This is a genomic window from Streptomyces sp. NPDC058525 (assembly GCF_042719495.1).
Lineage (GTDB): Bacteria > Actinomycetota > Actinomycetes > Streptomycetales > Streptomycetaceae > Streptomyces.
The window spans coordinates 1-16,985 of record NZ_JBHXNP010000149.1 but is presented as its reverse complement, the minus strand read 5'-3'; the positions used below and the strand labels follow the sequence as shown (position 1 = coordinate 16,985).

The 16,985-nt window shown below is 70.7% G+C and carries 17 protein-coding genes and 1 pseudogene; 13 read left to right on the top strand and 5 right to left on the bottom strand.

What is annotated here, in order from left to right; all coding sequences use genetic code 11:
- Nucleotides 1-84: 84 nt before the first annotated feature.
- Complete coding sequence (locus tag ACFWP3_RS39290; RefSeq protein WP_384231178.1) at nt 85-1,080, bottom strand: molybdopterin-dependent oxidoreductase; 996 nt, start codon at nt 1,078-1,080, stop codon at nt 85-87.
- 114 nt (nt 1,081-1,194) lie between these two features.
- Here ACFWP3_RS39290 and ACFWP3_RS39285 point away from each other — a divergent pair, with 114 nt between their 5' ends.
- Nucleotides 1,195-2,637 carry a glycosyltransferase family 87 protein gene (locus ACFWP3_RS39285; RefSeq protein ID WP_384231176.1) on the top strand — a complete coding sequence of 481 codons (1,443 nt, stop codon included), beginning with the start codon at nt 1,195-1,197 and terminating at the stop codon, nt 2,635-2,637.
- A gap of 300 nt (nt 2,638-2,937) precedes the next feature.
- On the opposite strand, the gene ACFWP3_RS39280 is transcribed toward ACFWP3_RS39285, so the two are convergent.
- Nucleotides 2,938-3,591: a TetR/AcrR family transcriptional regulator gene (locus ACFWP3_RS39280; protein ID WP_384231174.1), complete on the bottom strand. Its 654-nt coding sequence runs from the start codon at nt 3,589-3,591 to the stop codon at nt 2,938-2,940.
- Nucleotides 3,592-3,725: 134 nt separating this feature from the next.
- Here ACFWP3_RS39280 and ACFWP3_RS39275 point away from each other — a divergent pair, with 134 nt between their 5' ends.
- From ACFWP3_RS39275 to ACFWP3_RS39265, 3 genes are all read left to right on the top strand, one after another.
- A complete protein-coding gene (locus tag ACFWP3_RS39275; protein ID WP_384231172.1) occupies nt 3,726-4,709 on the top strand; it encodes an oxidoreductase in 984 nt (327 codons plus the stop codon).
- A 223-nt stretch (nt 4,710-4,932) separates the two neighbouring features.
- The gene (locus ACFWP3_RS39270; protein WP_384231170.1) at nt 4,933-5,250 is read left to right on the top strand and encodes a hypothetical protein; all 318 of its coding nucleotides are present in this window, start codon (nt 4,933-4,935) and stop codon (nt 5,248-5,250) included.
- Nucleotides 5,251-5,575: 325 nt separating this feature from the next.
- Nucleotides 5,576-6,286, top strand: a complete 711-nt coding sequence (locus tag ACFWP3_RS39265) for a hypothetical protein (RefSeq protein WP_384231168.1) — start codon at nt 5,576-5,578, stop codon at nt 6,284-6,286.
- A gap of 117 nt (nt 6,287-6,403) precedes the next feature.
- Here the strand turns inward: ACFWP3_RS39265 and ACFWP3_RS39260 are convergent, their stop codons facing one another.
- Entirely contained in the window at nt 6,404-7,246 is an 843-nt protein-coding gene (locus ACFWP3_RS39260) for a DUF4394 domain-containing protein (RefSeq protein WP_384231166.1), read from the bottom strand.
- 456 nt (nt 7,247-7,702) lie between these two features.
- Here ACFWP3_RS39260 and ACFWP3_RS39255 point away from each other — a divergent pair, with 456 nt between their 5' ends.
- Both ACFWP3_RS39255 and ACFWP3_RS39250 read left to right on the top strand, forming a co-directional pair.
- A complete protein-coding gene (locus ACFWP3_RS39255; RefSeq protein WP_384231164.1) occupies nt 7,703-7,825 on the top strand; it encodes a hypothetical protein in 123 nt (40 codons plus the stop codon).
- 33 nt (nt 7,826-7,858) lie between these two features.
- A complete protein-coding gene (locus ACFWP3_RS39250; RefSeq protein WP_384231161.1) occupies nt 7,859-8,011 on the top strand; it encodes a hypothetical protein in 153 nt (50 codons plus the stop codon).
- Nucleotides 8,012-8,445: 434 nt separating this feature from the next.
- On the opposite strand, the gene ACFWP3_RS39245 is transcribed toward ACFWP3_RS39250, so the two are convergent.
- Entirely contained in the window at nt 8,446-8,769 is a 324-nt protein-coding gene (locus tag ACFWP3_RS39245; RefSeq protein WP_384231159.1) for an STAS domain-containing protein, read from the bottom strand.
- A 262-nt stretch (nt 8,770-9,031) separates the two neighbouring features.
- Here ACFWP3_RS39245 and ACFWP3_RS39240 point away from each other — a divergent pair, with 262 nt between their 5' ends.
- The 6 genes and pseudogenes from ACFWP3_RS39240 to ACFWP3_RS39215 all read left to right on the top strand — a co-directional run bounded on the left by ACFWP3_RS39240 (nt 9,032) and on the right by ACFWP3_RS39215 (nt 15,422).
- Complete coding sequence (locus ACFWP3_RS39240) at nt 9,032-10,432, top strand: MFS transporter (RefSeq protein WP_384231156.1); 1,401 nt, start codon at nt 9,032-9,034, stop codon at nt 10,430-10,432.
- A 315-nt stretch (nt 10,433-10,747) separates the two neighbouring features.
- A complete protein-coding gene (locus ACFWP3_RS39235) occupies nt 10,748-11,158 on the top strand; it encodes a hypothetical protein (protein ID WP_384231154.1) in 411 nt (136 codons plus the stop codon).
- Nucleotides 11,159-11,388: 230 nt separating this feature from the next.
- Nucleotides 11,389-12,345, top strand: a complete 957-nt coding sequence (locus ACFWP3_RS39230) for a TIGR03557 family F420-dependent LLM class oxidoreductase (protein WP_384231152.1) — start codon at nt 11,389-11,391, stop codon at nt 12,343-12,345.
- Nucleotides 12,346-12,428: 83 nt separating this feature from the next.
- Entirely contained in the window at nt 12,429-12,968 is a 540-nt protein-coding gene (locus ACFWP3_RS39225) for a hypothetical protein (RefSeq protein WP_384231150.1), read from the top strand.
- A 41-nt stretch (nt 12,969-13,009) separates the two neighbouring features.
- Nucleotides 13,010-14,235: pseudogene (locus ACFWP3_RS39220) on the top strand (carboxylesterase family protein).
- Between the two features lie 341 nt (nt 14,236-14,576).
- Nucleotides 14,577-15,422, top strand: a complete 846-nt coding sequence (locus ACFWP3_RS39215; RefSeq protein ID WP_384231147.1) for a hypothetical protein — start codon at nt 14,577-14,579, stop codon at nt 15,420-15,422.
- A 224-nt stretch (nt 15,423-15,646) separates the two neighbouring features.
- On the opposite strand, the gene ACFWP3_RS39210 is transcribed toward ACFWP3_RS39215, so the two are convergent.
- Nucleotides 15,647-16,033, bottom strand: coding sequence for a hypothetical protein (locus ACFWP3_RS39210; protein WP_384231145.1), 387 nt, complete (start codon nt 16,031-16,033; stop codon nt 15,647-15,649).
- 107 nt (nt 16,034-16,140) lie between these two features.
- On the opposite strand from ACFWP3_RS39210, the gene ACFWP3_RS39205 reads away from it, so the two are divergent.
- Entirely contained in the window at nt 16,141-16,686 is a 546-nt protein-coding gene (locus ACFWP3_RS39205; RefSeq protein WP_384231142.1) for an EF-Tu/IF-2/RF-3 family GTPase, read from the top strand.
- Nucleotides 16,687-16,985: the final 299 nt, after the last annotated feature.

Here is a 16,985-nt window from a genome sequence, read left to right as displayed (position 1 = left end):
GGGCGTGAACCCACCTCCCGCACGCCCCCAGCACCCGCTCACTGGAGCCAAAAGAACTCGGAACTCTGGTCCCAAAAGAAGTGCTTACAAACACATCTCCATCACCCGGTAGGCGCCCGCCTCTTCGAGGGAGGTCACCCGGGCCCGCGAGCGCGGGCCGCCTCCCGCGCGCTCCAGGAGGTCCCGTACCCGTACGCCGGTCCAGTGCGCGGACTTGCTCCAGCCCTCGACACAGGCGATGGGCAGGGTCACCTCGTGCTGGGGCATCGCGCGCAGCTCGTCCAGCGTCAGCGTGTACGGGCGCGGTCCGGTCACGGTGAGCCGCCAGCCGGCCAGCGAGGCCTCCGTGACACGCGCCGCGGCGGCCGTCCGGTTCACGGGAAGCCCCTGTACCCCGTGGGAGGGGCTGCGCGGAGCGAACAGGTCCAGCGCGCCGAGCGCCGTGACGGACTGGCCGACCGTCGTCAGCGTCACTGCTCCTACCGCTGCCGTGACGCCGACGAGAAGCTGCCGCCGGTCGGGCCCGTCGGCCTCGGGCAGGGACATGGTTCCGGGAGAACGGCGGGTGAAGTGGTCCCGGATCGCCGGCCATTGGACGGCCAGGTGCAGGAGCAGCGACCCGAGCAGGAGCCAGGCCACCGCGTAGTGCACGGGCACGAAGTCGAAGGGCCACGGATACCACTGGAAGGTGTTCAGCAGCCCGGTGAACAGTTCGAACAGGGCGGCCGCGACGAGGACGGCCACGGAGATCCGCTCCAGGGCGTGCCGCAGGGACCGCACCGGCGGCCAGGCGAACAGCCTCGGATAGACCGCCCACAGCTTCGCCGACAGCAGTGGGACAGCCGCGATCCCGGACGCCACATGGAGGCCCTGGGTGAGCCGGTAGCCCCAGTACGGGCGGCTCGGCAGCCGGTCGGCCAGCCACCCCGGCGGGTGCTGGAGGTAGTGGCTCAGCACACCGGTCGCGAAGCAGACGACCATGGCCAGCCCGAGAAGGCGACCGATCACGATTGCGGTACGGGCATCGTGCAGGCGCGCCTTGAACGTGAGGGGCGGCCCCGAAGGCAGGGTGAAACGCATGCCCCCATCACACCCCCCACGAGGCCCGCGCAGGTCGCCGGAACACCTTACGAAACAGGGACGCCCGCGGCGCCGCGCACCATCACGGGGCCGATTGCTGGAACGCTTCCCCAGGTGAAAGCCCTTTCCGCTCGCACCGCGCCCGTCGTCACCACCGTCGCCCTCGCGACCGCCCTCACGACGGTCCTCACCCTCACCGTCCGGTACGGGGGCTACTTCAGCGACCCCGTCGGCCTGTTCTGGTGGTACACGGCCTCCTGGGTGCTCTTCGCCTCGGCCCTGTCGGCGCTGCGCCGGGTGCCGGGCCGTCAGGCCGCGTGGCTGGTCGTGGCGGGGGCCGTCGCCGTCACGGTGGCAGGGCTGGCGGGACCGCCCCGCACCAGCACCGACTCGTACCGCTACGCCTGGGACGGCCGCGTCCAGGCGGCCGGCATCTCCCCGTACGACCACCCTCCGCAGGACCCGGCCCTCGCCCGGCTGCGGGACCCCTGGCTCTTCCCCACCGGGGCCGCCTGCCAGGGCCCCGACCTCGCCCCCATCCCGTCCACGCACGGCCTGCGCCACTGCACCCGCATCAACAGGCCGGCCGTCCACACCATCTACCCTCCCGTCGCGGAGGCGTACTTCCTGGCCGTCGACCGCCTCTCCCCCGCCGGCGCCCGGCACAAGCCGCTCCAGATCGGCGCCGCCCTGACCTCACTCGGTGTGACGGGCGCGCTCCTGCTCGTCCTGCGACGGCGCGGCAACGACCTCCGCAAGGCCGCGTACTGGGCCTGGTGCCCGGCCGTCCCCCTGGAGGCGGTCAACAACGCGCACATCGACGTGCTCGGCGTGCTCCTCGCGGTCGCCGGACTCGGCCTCGTCGCCTCGCGGGCGCTGACCCGCAGGGCGGCGGGCGGAGTACTGATCGGCGCCGCCGTGGCCACCAAGCTGATGCCGGCCGTCGTCCTTTCCGGCGCACTGGCCGGGGTCCGGCGCGTGCGAGACGCGGCCGCCGCACTGCTGCCCGCAGCGGCCTTCGTCGTACTCGCCTACCTCCCGTACGTCCTCCTCTCCCACGGCTCGGTCTTCGGCTACCTCGGCGGCTACGTCGAGGAGGAGGGCTACGACGAACCCTCGGCCGGATCCCGCTACTCCCTCCTGCGCCTGGTCCTGCCCGACACCTGGGCGTTCCCCCTGGTGGTCCTCGTCGTCGCGGGCGTCTGCCTGTACGTCATGCGGCGCGGGGACCCGCGGCGCCCCTGGAGCGGCGCCCTCCTGGTCACCGGCTGGGCCTTCATCCTCCTGACACCCGGCTATTCCTGGTACGCCCTGCTGCTGATCGCGCTCGTGGCCCTGGACGGACGCTGGGAATGGCTCGGCATCCCCCTGGCGGGCGCCGCGGTCTACATCCTCGGCCCGGCCTTCAACCACCAGCCGACTCTGAGCAACCTCGCGTACGGCGCCGCAGCCGTCCTCGTTCTCGTGATGAGCCGCGTCCGACGACGCCCCACCTCGGAACAGCCCGGAGGATCAGCACCTCTGCCCTCACACGGTGTTGCTCGCTCCCCGCGCTGAGATGCGGCCGCTCCTCCATCCCGGCGGCACGATCCTGCGCCGCCTCGACGTGCAGGCCACACGCCCAGGGACAGCCTGTCGTGAGCCGATGCCTCAGTGATCACCCTGCCGCAGCAAAGGGAACACGTGCCAGGAGGCGGTGGCGGGGCTGGCCGAGCGCCCGGTCGGACGGGTGCCGCAGGGCTTGCATGTGACAGTCCCCTCCGGCTCCGGCAGTGGCCGCCCGCGCCGGATCAACCGCTGCGCCGACCACGCCACCGAATCCCTCTCGCGGCACGGCAGGGGCAAGCACGCCGCCCTTCATGCCTGACCGGCATCCGCCTCCGCCGCCTCGACGGCTGCGGCGGAGCCCCGTACCAGGGCACCGGCGCGGGCGGCGGCCAGCGTGATCTGCACGGCCTGCTCGGCGGTGCCCTCCTCCACCGGATCGGCGCTGACCAGCAGCCGGAAGTAGATCGGGGCGGCCAGCGTTTTGATCAGTTCGACCGGGTCGGTGTCCGCCGGCAGTTCGCCCCGCTCGATGGCTCGCGCGACCACGGGCTCGGCCCGCCTGAACCGGTCGGCGAAGATCCGCCGCTTCGCCTCGGCGACTTCCGGCAGCCGGCCGGCGTCGGAGAACATCGCGGTCTGCACCGCCCTGCCCACCGGCCCGCTCATGCTCTGTACGAGCGCCCTGGCGAGGGCTTGCAGGTCGGTCTCGACGGCGCCGGTGTCAGGAATGGGGATATCGGTGGCGAAGTGCTCGGCAAGGGCGTCAACGACCAGGCTCGCGCGGTCCTTCCAGCGCCGGTAGAGCGTCGTCTTGTGCACCCCGGCCCGCTGGGCCACGCCCTCGACGGTCAGCTCGGCATAGCCCCGGTCCAGCAACTCGGCGAGGGTGGCGGCGCGCACGGCCGCCTGCGCCTTGCGGCCGCGTCCGACCGGTCGGGTGGGTTCGGAGGGACTCAGCTCCATTGCAACTCCTAGTTGCATTAGCGGCTCCATGCGTGTCAGGATCCACACTATCGCAACTCAAAGTTGCATTGAGTGGGATCCGTTCTGCCCCCAGCTCAGCGCGCAGGACGCCCGCACCCAGGAGAAGGCAGACCATGCCCAACGCTTCCCGTACGTGGACCCCCGACTCCATCCCTGACCAGTCCGGCCGCCTGGCCGTGGTCACCGGCGCCAACAGCGGCATCGGCCAGGTGACGGCCCAGGCCCTCGCCCGCCGGGGCGCCCATGTCGTGCTGGCCTGCCGCAGTCCCCAACGGGGACAGGCCGCCCTGGACCGACTGCTCGCCGACACCCCCGGAGCCCGAGCCGAGGTACGCCCCCTGGACCTGGCCGACCTTGCCTCCATACACGCCTTCGCTGACGGATGGGACCTCGGCAGGCTCGACCTGCTGGTCAACAACGCCGGCGTGGCGATGGTGCCGTTCGCCCGGACCGCCGATGGCTTCGAGTCGCAGTTCGGCATCAACCACCTGGGCACCTTCACCCTGACCGGGCTGATGCTGCCCCACCTGCTCGCCTCACCCGACCCGCGGGTGGTCACCGTCAGCAGCGAGGGCCAGCGGTTCGCCCGCTTCGACCTGCACAACCTCAACGCCGAGCGCCGCTACCACGCGATGTTCACCTACTTGCAGTCCAAGCGGGCCAACCTCTACTTCGCCACCGAACTGCAACGCCGCGCCGACGCCGCCGGCGTACGGCTGCGCAGCACGGCCGTCGCCCCCGGACTCACCCGTACCAACGTTCTCACCGGCGGCGCCAACGGCGAACGCGGCCGACTCTATGGATCATTGATCCGGCTACTGCTCCGCGTCGCCTTCCGTCCGACACCCGAAGGCGCCGCGACCTCCCTGTATGCCGCGACCGTCCCGGACCTGCCGGGCGGAGCGTACGTCGTGCCCGGAGGGCCGCTGCAGCTGCGCGGCAAGCCCGTCCTGCGCTACCGGGAGCGCGCCATCCGTGACACCGCCACCGCCCGGCTGCTGTGGGAACTGTCCGAGAAGCTCACCGGCATTTCCTTCCCGCTGCCCGACGACGCCGCATGCCCCGCTCAAGTGTGCGGCCGACTTGGGAAGCATTAGCGACGGCCGCGAAGGGGTAGAGCGCACCGCGAGGATTGTCGGCCGCTCCGGCTACGACAACGCCACCGACACCACGGCCCCCACCACCAAGTCACCGGCACGAACAGCTCCCCGCAACAGCTCACGGGTGCCGTTCCAACCCCGCGCCACGGGCGGCCCCGCGCGACCGGTTGTGACCCCGTGCGCGTGAGCAATACCTCGACCCCGGACAGGAGCCCCGCCCGTGACCCGCACACCCGACCACGCCACCCTCGCCTCCCTCGACACCCACCGCCTGATCGTCACCCTCCCGAACCAGGGCCCCGCCGACATCCGCTCGAACCTCCCGCGCGCCACCGCCGCCGCCGTGCTGCGCCGCCTCGCCGACGAGCTCGACGCCGATCAGCGCCTCCCCGCCCTGAAACGAGCCGCACGCCCCAAGCTGGCCGCCGTTACGAACTCAAAGCCGAAGGACGACCTCCAGCTGACGACCGACTCCCCCGGACAGTTCCTCGACCTGGCAGCGCAGTCCATAGCGGACTCGGCCGTGGATCGATCGTGACGAGTTCTACGCATAGTCCGCCGCCAGTCCGGCCAGGGCGGCTCGGGCGGCCTCCCCTCAGTGGGCCGAGTCCCACGCGGCGGCCCTCTCGGTCGCCGAAGGCGATGGCGGCCGTACCCCGCAGGCCGGCCAGGATGTGGACGCAGGCGGATGAGCGACGGGCGACGGGCAGGACGCACGGCTCCGGGCGTCGGCGATTCCGCTGTGTGGACGATCGCGCTCATTCCCCAGGAGTCGGCCGAAGGGCCTTAGGGCGGAGTGTCCGTCGTGCGGGTAGCGGAAAACCGTTGGACGGCCGAACCCGGATAGGTCATGATCCGCACTCGTGACGACACCGAAGCAACTCCTGGTCCAAGCGGCCGCCCGCAACAACGCCGACTGGTGCGCGGCGATGAGCCGATCGCACGGCTTGGTGGGTGAGTTCGGAGCACAGGACTGGACTGCCCCGGCGCGCACACCGCTGTACTACCCCGACGCGGTGACGCTGGTGCCCGGCGCCCACCCGGCCGTACTGGCGGCCAGGATTGACACCACGACGCCTGGCGCTTCTGTCAAGGACAGCTTCGCCGACCTCGACCTGACGGAGGCCGGCTTCCACGTGCTGTTCGAGGCGCAGTGGATCCACCGCCAGGCGAGTGCACCCACCGTCGCATCGGATCTTGACTGGGACGTGGCGAGCGCCCCGGACACGCTGCGCGCCTGGGCACACGCCTGGGACAACGGCGACGGTAACGCGGACCTCTTCCGGCCCGAGCTGCTCCGTGACCCGTCCACGTTCGTGCTCGCCGGACGCTCCCCTGACGGTGCGGTGACGGCCGGAGCGGTGGCGTACCGCAGCGACCAGGTGGTCGGAATTACCAACGTCTTCGCGCTGGACGGTGGTACCGACACCGCCTGGCCAGTCGTACTGGACGCGGTGCACTGCCTGTTCCCCACGCTGCCGGTGGTCGGCTACGAGCACGGCGAAGCCCTGGCGGCCGCCGTCCGCCAGGGCTTCGAGCCAGTCGGTCCGCTGCGCATCTGGCTGCACGGCTAGGATTTGTCTCGGCTTGATGTGTCCGTGAGGACGCCTCTATGCGCACATGAGCGCAGGGCGGCCCGCAAGCCGGTGAACCTGTCCCGTCAGAGCACCAGTCGCATGATCGGCCGGGGGTTACCTCTGGTTGAGGGGCAGTGCGATGTCGAAGACCTGACGGTTCGTGGGGAAGGCCCCGGTGTCGGTCGCGTCCCCGGTGAGCGGGTTGACCTTGTAGAAGCGGTAGGAGCCGTCGACGGAGAGGGCGGCGAAGCCCTGGTTGCTGCCGTCCCTGGGCGTGAAGTAGATGTCGAAGCCCGCGCTGGGTCCCACCTCGACGCCCAGGCTGCCGGTGGGGGCGAGGGTGCCGGAGTTGGCCGGGGACTGCAGCACGACTTGTTCGCTCGCGGTGTTGATGTCGAACAGGCTGGTGCCGGTCGCCGTGTCCAGGTCGTTGTTGGTGTACGCGGCACCGGTCACGCCGGTCGTGGGGGCGGTGGCCGGGGGTGTGGTGAGCGGGGTGTCGACGAGGGTTCCGCCGGTGGCGGCGTTCACGTTGTGGCGCAGGTTCTGGCCGGTGTCGCTGATGATCCGCAGCCGGTCGGCGGCCGGGTTGAAGTCGACGCCGAAGGCGGTGCCCGCCAGGGCGAAGTCGAGCTGGGAGACCTTGGTGGCCGCGGCGTTGGTGGTGTTGAGGGTGTAGATGCCGCCGGCGTTGCCGACGCCGTAGAGCAGGCCGTTCTGCACGCGGTAGTCGATGCCGACCAGCGTCGTGTCCCCCGCCAGACCCGAGACGGGGCCGACGGCGGAGACCCTGTCGGGATCACCGGCGCTGAACTGCACCAGACGCTGGTCGACGGTCAGGCCGGTGACCTTCAGACCGTTGCGGGAGGGCTCGTGCTGGTCGTTGTCCGCGGCCGCGGCCGGCCCGGCCGCGGACAGGGCAACGGCGAGCGTCATCACGAGAACTGCCTTGCGCATACAGACTCCACTGATCGATGTGCCCGCACAGCCGGGCGCCACCCAGCAGACACAACCAGCAACGCCACCACCCGGCCCGTCGAACACCGCCAGATGGCCGCCCTCCCAGCCCCTAGGGATGCACTGGAGTGGCTCTCCCGCGCCGGTGTACGTCACCCTCGGCCTGTAGGCCGGCAGCTGCTCGTCCTTCCGCCGCCTCGCGGCCGACGACTCGCGGGGTGAATGATCGGGGCGAGGAGCTGCTGGTAAGCATCCGGGCGGTGCTGTCGGGGGCCGGGCTCGAGGAGACCGCCACCGGTACCGAGGGCGCGGACCTGATCCGGCACGCCCGCGGAGTCATGGTCGGCTGGCTTCCCGAGGAAATCACCCAGCCCGGGGCGACGGGCGCGGACCCCGCCGCGCCCGTCGCCCCGCGCCCGCGACCTACCGGGGCGTCGCCGTGCGTTCGGCTTTGCGATGGACGCGGCACTTCGTGGCGCCGGCCTGGCGGTGGAGGTGCGGGGCGATGAGTGGCTGCTGGTCGTCTTCGACCACACCGCCGACACGCCACCTCCCGCGAGGGAGGGGGCGGAATACTGAAGGGGCAGACCGCAGCCCGCAGATGCGGAACGCATGCGTGATGGAGTCCGGCCGTGGACCTTCGTCGCGAGCGGTGCCCCCTTCCACGAGGACCTGCTGGTGCGCACCGATGCGGCTTCGGTCGAGGACTGCCTGGAGATCTGTCTTCCTCAGTTGCGTGACCGCGGGCTGGTCATCCCTGAGTGAGGTGCAGCTCAGTCCGTCGATCTATGCCGCAGTGGCGCCTGCAGCTTCGAGCGGAGCCGGACAGGCCAGGCTCTCGTCGGTCCCCGTCTGCTGCGGTCGGCTCTCCGCGCGAACCGCTTCCATGCCCAGCAACGCGCAGGGCCCGGCCAGTGGTGACTACGGGCACCGGCCGGGTCCTGCATGCGTGGGCAATCCGTCGCCGGATCCCCCTGCAGCCTGGCACAGGCAGGCTCCGCGCGCGCCCTGTCTGGGCCAGCGGAGTGATCCATTCGCTACCGCGCCTTCAACAATCGACCGGGGAGAGGAAGAGCGTGGCCCGGAAAGAAGGTGGGGCGGTTGTCACCGAGTCGTGTCGGCGACACCGCTCTCCGGCGGCGGCTGCCGGTGGTGGGGCCCTGCCCGGACACCCACCACCAGAACCCGCCCGCCGGGAATCAGGCGGCGGGATCAGCGGCCGTCTCGTGGAACTCGAACAGTTCCAGCGCACCTGTCATTTCCAGCAGGCGCCGAAGCTGGGAGGGCAAGGGCCCGGCCAGCACCACCGATCGGGTGTTACGCAAACGGATCAGTACGTTCAGGAATGACGAGTCCGCGAACGCCACCCGGGCGACGTCCAGGACGAGCAGCTCCGCCCCGGCCGCGTCCCGGTCACACGCGGCCGCCAGCACACCGACCGTGTCCAGGTCGAACTCTCCTTCGCAGACGATGGCGATCGCACCATCCGTCATGGGCTTCACCGCCACCTTCGGCAGTTCCATGCAGACCTCCCGCCCCTCACGTTCCTCGGCGAATGCCTGACGATCCGACCGTACGTCCTGACACGTGGCATGAACATCGGGCCAACCGTCAAGAGCTCGCGAACAAGACGCAAACCCCGTCGACGGTGCGGGTGCCGAGCGGTGCTGCGCCAGGCGGCGGCCTGGCCACACGCCTGGAGCCCCGCCCGGCGCACGCCGGGCGCCGGGCGCCGGGCGCCGGGCGGTGACACGATGGTGGGAGATACCGAGGTCGGGCGGTGGCATGAGCGCATCCGCACAGGCGCATCCGAGACGGGGGCTCTTCTCCCGGCGCGACCGGGCGGTGATCGCGGCCGCCGCGATTTCCATGCTGCTGGTGCAGATGGACTGGTTCGCCCTCAACCTCATGCTCCCCGTCATCGCCCGCGATTTCGGCACCCCCACCACCGACCTCCAGTGGCTGGTCAGCGGCTACATGCTCGCCCTCGGCGCTCTCATGATCACCGGCGGCCGCGCCGCCGATCTGTTCGGCCGCCGGCGCGTCCTCGTCGCCGGGCTGCTCGGCTTCGCCGCCGTCTCCGTCGTGTGCTCAGCGGCTCAGAACACCACGTGGCTCACCGCCGGCCGGGTCGTACAGGGAGCCACGGCCGCCCTGATCTTCCCTGTTTCCGTCGCGGTGGTCACGGCGTACTTCCGCGATGCGCGCCAGGGCCGGGCCGTCGCCACCGTCCTCGCTTTCAGTGCCATCGGCACCGCCCTGGGCCCCTTCATCGGCGGAGCATTCGCCGAACACGTCAGCTGGCGCGCGGTGTTCCTGCTGAACGTCCCCTTCTGCGTCGCCGCCGCCGTACTCATGCTGCGCTACGTCCCGGAGACCCGGGACGAGGCGGCCGCCCGGGGCCTGGACGTCCGCGGGGTCATCGTGCTCGCGGCCGGGCTGAGTACGGTGATGATCGGTGTGGACCAGGGCCAGCACTGGGGCTGGAGCTCCCCCGCCACCCTCGCCTGCCTCATCGGCGGGGCCGCACTCCTGGCCGCGTTCGCCGTTTTCGAGCGCCGGACCGCCGAACCCCTCATCGACCTCGCGCTGCTGCGCAACCGCCCGTTCGTCGTGATCACACTGGCCGGCTCACTGTCCAACATCGTCTACTGCCTGGTCGCGGTTCTGTCCGCGCTCTACCTCCAGCAGGCCCGCGGGCTCTCCCCGCTCGACTCCGGACTGGTCTTCCTGTCCCTGTCCGTCGGAGCCGGGGCCGCCAGCTACTGGTCGGGGCACCTCGCACAACGCGCCCGCCCCGAATCACTGATGGCCGCCGGGATGCTGCTCTGCGGCGTCAGCCTGTTCGCCCTCACCTGGGCCACCTCGCTCGCCCTCTACACCGCGATCTTCGCGGTGGTCGGGCTTGGCGTGGGCCTCGGCTGGGCACTGACCAACGTGGCCACGCAGTCCTACGTGCCCGCGGACCGGCTCGCCGCCGCCTCGGGCCTCGTCCTGACCTCGTTGGTGCTGCTCGGCGCCGTGGCGGTGGCCGTAGCCTCCACCGCGCTGGAAGTGATCAGCGGCTCGGCGGGCAGCGCGGCCTCAGACGGTCCCGCCATCGAGACCGTCCTGCGCGCGGCCGCCCTGCTCTCGCTGCTCGGGGCGGCAGCACTGGGGATTCTCGTGCGCAAGGTCAGGGCCTGACACGGCGGACGTCCGTCCGTGCCTCGCCCTGTCCGCCCCCGCCGCTGCCACGCGCAGCCACCGCGGCAGCACAGGCCGTGGATCGCGCCTGCACCTCGACGAACGCATCTCCATGGCCCAGTAGCCGCAAGAAGTCATACTCACCGATCTTCCGCTCACCGACCGCGTCGAAATCACCGCCCTGTACCAGACGGTCGCGGTCGGCGACGCGAGCACGAGGACGGCGTCCTCAGCGCGGCTTGGCGGTCCATAACGGGGGTAGGCGCCAGCCGTGTCCGGCGGCTTGTCCGGGCGCGGATCCAAGGAGCAATTCCCATGATTCTCATCCTCGGACTCATCATCCTGATCGCCGCTCTCGTTGTCGGCCTGGCCGGAATTTTCGGAAACACCGGTGCAGGGCACGATCTCGGCGTCGGCGGTGATTTCTCGATTTTCGGCTACCACGCCACTGGCTCGACCGGATCTCTCTTTCTGACCGGAATGATCGTCGGAGCCGTGGCCCTCTTGGGCCTCACTCTGGTCATGCTCGGCGCCCGCCGTTCGGCCCGTCGCTCCGCGCAGGCCAGGCGGGAACTCAGGACGTCACGCCGTGAGGCGGCCGTCGTCGACCGCGAGAGCGACGATCTGGTCAAGCAAGGCGACGGCCCCCGCGCCGAGAGCGCTCCGGTGGCCGAGGCCCCGCGCGGTCGAGGCCACTGGTTCGGCCACCGAGCCGCGCCCCGCTGACGGCAGTGGTCCCCAGCGGGCCCCAACCCGCTGACCCGCGCAATCGTGGGGTATAGGCACGTCAGCGGCTCCCCCGGTTCAGCGGCAGTCCCTGCGCATCACACGGGACCGGGCACCGCCGCAACGCGCTGCGCCCCCGGTCCGGAGCGCTGCGATGTTTGTCCTGCCATGCCAGGGGCACGCGCCGGACGGGGGTCCGTCCGCCCCGTCACCATGGAGGTACGAGATCCATGACGTCGTACGGCTACTTCCTGGCATGCGAGGAATTCACCCCGGACCAGCTGCTGGACCAGTCCCGCCGTGCCGCGGACGCCGGCTTCACCCGTCTGGCCATCTCCGACCACTTCCATCCCTGGAACGACGCGCAGGGCAGCAGCCCGCTCGTCTGGTCGATGATCGGAGCCCTGTCCCAGACCGTGGACCTGCCGGTGACCACCCTCGTCACCTGCCCCACCATGCGCCTGCACCCCGCCGTGACGGCCCAGGCCGCCGCCACGTCGAGCCGACTGCTCGAGGGTCGTTTCGCCCTCGGCGTGGGGACCGGCGAAGCACTCAATGAGCATGTCCTCGGCGACCGCTGGCCCTCCTTCGACGAGCGCGCCGACATGCTGGAGGAAGCGGTCGAGGTGATGCGCGAACTCTTCACCGGCCGCCAGATCAGCCACCGCGGCGCGTACTACACGGTCGACAACGCCCGCCTCTACACCACGCCGGTCGGCCGACTGCCCGTCCACGTCTCCGGCTTCGGCCCCAAGGCCGCGGAACTCGCCGGCCGCATCGGCGACGGGTTCGTCACCATGGGCCCCGACCAGGAGGCCATCGGCCGATTCCGGGACGCCGGCGGTGAGGGGAAGCCTGTGATCGGCGGCCTCAAGGTGTGCTGGGACACGGACCGCGACAGGGCCGTGGACACGGCGCACAGGCTGTGGCCCACCGAACACCTCCCCGGCGAGCTCGCCCAAGTCCTCCCGACACCGGCCCATTTCGAGCAGGCGAGCGAACTCGTCACTCCCGATCAGGTGTCGGAGAACGTTCCCTGCGGCGACGACATCGAGGAGCACGTGGCCGCCGTACGCGCCTACGTGGACGCGGGCTTCGAGGAGATGTACGTCGGCCAGATCGGCCCCGGGCAGGAGGCCTTCTTCGCCGCCTACCGCGAGAAGGTACTGCCCGCCCTCGGCGGATGACCGGCCGTGTCCGAGTCCTCGGGCTCGTGCAGGCGCCGACCACCGACCACCCGCACCGGATGTCCCCGATCGGAGGTTCAACCATGCGCGCCACCAAGCCCCCGGCAGACCCAGGGCGGTCCTTCCTCACCGTCTACCTCAACGATCACCTCACGGGCTCGGGTGCCGGCGTACGGCTCGCCCGGCGGATCGCCAAGCGCCACCGCCGCACGGACGCCGGCCCTGACCTGGCGAAGCTCGCGAACCAGATCGACGAGGACCAGCAGAGCCTGCGCAGCGTTATGCGCGCCCTCGGCGTCCCCGTACGACGCGTACATGAGGTCGCGGGCCTGATCGGCGAGACAGTGGGGCGGCTCAAGCCGAACGGGCGCATCGTCCGCCGCTCCCCGCTCAGTGATGTCGTCGAGCTCGAGATGATGCTGCTGGGCGTCGAGGGCAAGGCCGCGTGCTGGCGGGCACTGCGCGATCTCGCCGCCACCGACGAACGCCTGGACGCACCCGACCTCGACCGCCTCCTCGCCCGCGCCGACGAACAGGTCCGCACACTGGACGACCTGCGCCGACGCCACGCGACCGAGGCCTTCGCGAGTATTGACGCCCGCCACAAAGCCGCAATAACTTGAGGCGCTTCGAGACCTTCCTCCGGTCTATAAGCACGCACCGCATGGGTTTCACCCAGGACCGCACCGCGCCCGTCGTCAACACTCTTTCGGGCCCGGTCCGCGGCGTCCTCGAGGACGGTCTGGCCGTGTTCAGGGGCGTGCCGTACGCGGCGCCGCCGGTCGGAGCCCTCCGCTGGCGCCCTGCCAGCCTCATCAGGGATGGCGCGGCACCCTCGACGTGACGGCGTACGGTCCGGGTGCGCCGCAGGCCGTCCGCGAGGGCGACCCGATACTCGGCGGCCATGGCTTCCCGCCCTTCGAGGAGGACTGCCTGACGCTCAACGCGTGGACGCCCGGCACCGACGACGCCCGCCGTCCGGTCCTGGTCTGGATCCACGGGGGCGCCTTCATTTCCGGGTCCGGAGCGATGCCGAACTACTGGGGCGAGACGTTCGCCCGGGGCGGCGACCTGGTGGTGGTGAACCTCAACTACCGGCTCGGACCGCTCGGCCTCCTGTCCTGCGCATCGGACGACGGCACCGAGCACCACAACGTCTGGCCGACCGACCAACTCGCCGCGCTGCGGTGGGTCCGGGAGAACATCGCCGCGTTCGGGGGCGATCCCGACAACGTCACCGTCGCCGGCCAGTCGGCCGGCGCCCTGTCCACGGCGGTGCTCGCGGGCCGTGGGGGTGACGGCCGTCCGTTCCGCCGGGCCATCCTCCAGAGCGTCCCGCTCGCCATGCCCCTCGCCACGCCTGCCGAGTCCCTCGCCCGCACCGCCGCCTGTCTGGAGATCGTGGGCGCGAAGGACGTGGACGAACTGCGGACGATGCCGTGGCCTCGACTGGTCGAGGCCACCGCCGGGCTTCTCACGACCACCATGGAATGGGGACATTGGACGGCTCCGTACATGCCGGTCCTCGACGGCGAGACGGCTGCGCGGCAATATCTCCGGGCTCTGCGCGGCAGCGGTCCGGCGCAGGCGGACATCACCGCTGGTGTCGAGGTGCGGGGGCTCGTCGCCCACCAGCACCTGCTCGGCCAGGTCCACGGTCGCCAGGTCGGCGAAATCAGGGACGAGCACGTTCACGAGGGTCTCGGCCATCTCGATCACGTCCAGGGAAGCGCCGATGCCCGCGGCGACGGCATGGGACAACCCCGTCCGGCGTCGCGCGGCATCTCGCTCCGCTGCCTCCACCGCGGTTTCCGCCGGGGCGACCAGGACAAGCCACTGCGCGTCGGCGTGACGCACGCACCGACCTCTACGCTCTCGGCTGCATCCTGATGCAGATGGCCACGGGGCAGCTGCCCTTCACCGACAGCAACAGAATCCAGTTCCAGCATCAGGCCGAGGCACCCCCGTACCCGAGCCGGCTCAGGCCCGGGCTGCCCGAGAGCCTCGACCGCCTGGTGCTGGAGCTGCTTGCCAAGGATCCTGCGCAGCGGCCCTCCGGAGCGGGAGAGGTGGCGGCGAGGCTGTCCGCCGCGGCGCGGGGCGGCGCCGGGGCCAGGCACCCACGACCGCGTTCCCGACCCCCGCCGCGACCACCCCGCCACCGGTGTACGCCCCCGGTAGGCACGCCCGAGCCCGCTCGCGCCGCACCGCCGGACACCCCCGTACGGGCCATGCTGCGCCGCCGTCTGGAGTCAGTGCTCAGGGACAATCCGTACGCCGTCGACACCGGCCTGGTGGCACTGTTGCGCACCCTCACGGAGGAGCTGGGGGCCGACGACCCCTTGACGGTCGAGGCTGCCTATCGGAAGACCCAGCTGTGGGCCGGCGTCGGCGATCTCGAAATCGTGGTGCCCCGCATGATGCGTGTTCTGGGCCCGGATGACCCGCTGACCGTGGAGGGCCGCCTCCGCCTCGTTCTGGAACTCGCGCACGCCGCGGCCGACGGCAGGAGCCATGCAGCTGAAATGGCCGAGGTCGTCGCCCAAGCGGCCCACGTTCTCGGGGCGAACGATCCGCAGGTCACATGGGCGCGGATCGCTCTGCCACTGCATCTCGCACGTCAAGGCGAGCCGGTCAGGGACGAGTTGGCCCTGCCTTCCGCAGCTCGCGCCGCCCGCGAACGCGAGCAGTTGGAGCCCGTAATGGCCCAGCTTGGACCGTCGGTACCGCTCATAGTCCGGATCCTGGCACGGCGCATCCTGGCCACCGCCGCCTACCGCATGGGCGACTACCCCGCAGCGGCCCGCCACTTCGAGGCGACGGGTCTCGTTCCGGGTGACGAGGTCGTAGCCCATCCGGAGGCTGCCTACTGGTGGGGCGCATCTCTGGGCGAGTCAGGCCACACACAGCAGGCACTGGCGATCCTGCGACCGCTGAGCGAGTCGCTGAAGCGCTCCGCACATCCGCTGCGCGCCGAGGCCCGTGCGGCCGTGAAGAAGTATCGGCGGACACGTGCAGCGACGTCCGTCGAACGACACCGGAACGTGATCACTCGCCGATGGCGTCCGGGCCCGTGAACCCGGCCTGCGCGTCGGGCCGCATTGCCAACCGGCGCGTCCTGTCGATTGGGCCCGGCGGATACGGGATCCCGGAACCTGTCCCGTACGCCTGACCCTGCTCGTTCCCACCAGCTCGGGCAGTTCCCGCCTGGGGATTCTCTCTCGCGCACGGCTGCGTACGTGGTTATCGGCGATCAGCCAGGCCACCTCAGGCTCGGCTGGCCGACGCTCTTCCTGCGGTCTCATCGCCAGGTGTTGGTGTCCACGATCTCGCCTGTCTCCAGGTCGATACGGCCTTGGAAGTCGCCCGCGTTGCGCGTGACCATGACCAGAAGGGGCCGCCCGCCTTGTGGGAAGGCCGTGTAAAAGCCGTGCACGTCGTGCGGGTCCTGCAGCAGGCCGCGCGGCGGGTGCAGCCGGAATCGCTCCGATCCGTCCGCCCGGTAGACCACCGCGTTGTCCGACGGGGTGAAGGGAGCATCATTGATCGCTTCCAGCACCAGGAGCAGCGTCTCGTCACGCTCCCGCCATGCCAGGACGTTCTGGGGCGGTAGATCGTACGACTTCTCGACGTTCCCGGCGGGGCCGCTCCATCGGACCGTGGAATCGCCTGGCGTCCAGTCGACCACGACGTCGGGATCTTCTGGTGATCGTTGTTAGGCTCTGGCGCCTGTTCGCAACGAAGCACGAGGTCCTCGGGGGAGCTTTGGCGAGTGCCACGGAGAAGCCGTTCCTGATGCTTGTCGAGGATGTCTTCTTCCCGAGACAGGGCAGGCTGGTCATGGCGACGGGCCGGATCGAGCGCGGGCGGGTTCGCAAGGGCGACGCGGTGGAACTCGTCGGCTTCGGCGGCGATGCGCTCGCTCATGTGACTGACATCGATATGAGCGGGCTGCGCGTCGACGAGGCCAGTGCGGGCATGAACGTGGGGCTGCTGCTGCCTGGTCCGACGGCAGGCGCAATGGAGCGCGGGCAGGTTCTCGCGGCACCGGGCTCGATCGGCGCACACATCGCGTTCGCTGCGGACATCACGCTGCTGCCGGAGGAACAGGGCGGGGCGGAAGTACTCACCGGGGAGAGCCTCGACTTCTACGTCCGGGCTACTGCAGTGAGAGGCATGGTGACGCTGTCTCCTGAAACGGACGCGCTGCATCCGGTTCACCTGGGTACGGTGACGGTCAAGCTCGAACGGCCCGTCGCTCTTGAGGAGGGCCAGTCGTTCGCCTTCCGCCTCCACGGCCGCGCTGCCGGCTCGGGAATGGTGACCCAGCTCCTGCGCTGAGTCTCATGAACGGATCCACAGCCTGGTGGGGGGAGGCCCCTCATCCGAGTGAAGCCGCCGGGCGGCAAGTCGCGCCCGAAACGAGACTGTGCTCCCACGAGCCTGTGTGGACCACCTCAACTCGACCGCCGTCAGAATGCGGCACGAGCCCCAGGGGACACGGCAGTCGCAGAGAAGAATTTCGCCGCAAGGAACAACCGCGGCCCGGCCTCAAGTAGCGCTGCCGGGTGCGGAGACGGCACGTAGTGCGGCGCGCGCGGCATCGCAGAGTTCGTCGTCCTCTGGGACGGAACGCCAGG

Excerpts from the sequence above, each read along its gene's own strand:
- ACFWP3_RS39290 (WP_384231178.1), bottom strand. The coding sequence starts at position 1,080 with ATGCGTTTCACCCTGCCTTCGGGGCCGCCCCTCACGTTCAAGGCGCGC.
- ACFWP3_RS39280 (WP_384231174.1), bottom strand. The coding sequence starts at position 3,591 with ATGGAGCTGAGTCCCTCCGAACCCACCCGACCGGTCGGACGCGGCCGC.
- ACFWP3_RS39275 (WP_384231172.1), top strand. The coding sequence starts at position 3,726 with ATGCCCAACGCTTCCCGTACGTGGACCCCCGACTCCATCCCTGACCAG.
- ACFWP3_RS39260 (WP_384231166.1), bottom strand. The coding sequence starts at position 7,246 with ATGCGCAAGGCAGTTCTCGTGATGACGCTCGCCGTTGCCCTGTCCGCG.
- ACFWP3_RS39255 (WP_384231164.1), top strand. The coding sequence starts at position 7,703 with ATGGACGCGGCACTTCGTGGCGCCGGCCTGGCGGTGGAGGTGCGGGGC.
- ACFWP3_RS39250 (WP_384231161.1), top strand. The coding sequence starts at position 7,859 with ATGCGTGATGGAGTCCGGCCGTGGACCTTCGTCGCGAGCGGTGCCCCC.
- ACFWP3_RS39245 (WP_384231159.1), bottom strand. The coding sequence starts at position 8,769 with ATGGAACTGCCGAAGGTGGCGGTGAAGCCCATGACGGATGGTGCGATC.
- ACFWP3_RS39240 (WP_384231156.1), top strand. The coding sequence starts at position 9,032 with ATGAGCGCATCCGCACAGGCGCATCCGAGACGGGGGCTCTTCTCCCGG.
- ACFWP3_RS39235 (WP_384231154.1), top strand. The coding sequence starts at position 10,748 with ATGATTCTCATCCTCGGACTCATCATCCTGATCGCCGCTCTCGTTGTC.
- ACFWP3_RS39230 (WP_384231152.1), top strand. The coding sequence starts at position 11,389 with ATGACGTCGTACGGCTACTTCCTGGCATGCGAGGAATTCACCCCGGAC.
- ACFWP3_RS39225 (WP_384231150.1), top strand. The coding sequence starts at position 12,429 with ATGCGCGCCACCAAGCCCCCGGCAGACCCAGGGCGGTCCTTCCTCACC.
- ACFWP3_RS39215 (WP_384231147.1), top strand. The coding sequence starts at position 14,577 with ATGCTGCGCCGCCGTCTGGAGTCAGTGCTCAGGGACAATCCGTACGCC.
- ACFWP3_RS39205 (WP_384231142.1), top strand. The coding sequence starts at position 16,141 with ATGCTTGTCGAGGATGTCTTCTTCCCGAGACAGGGCAGGCTGGTCATG.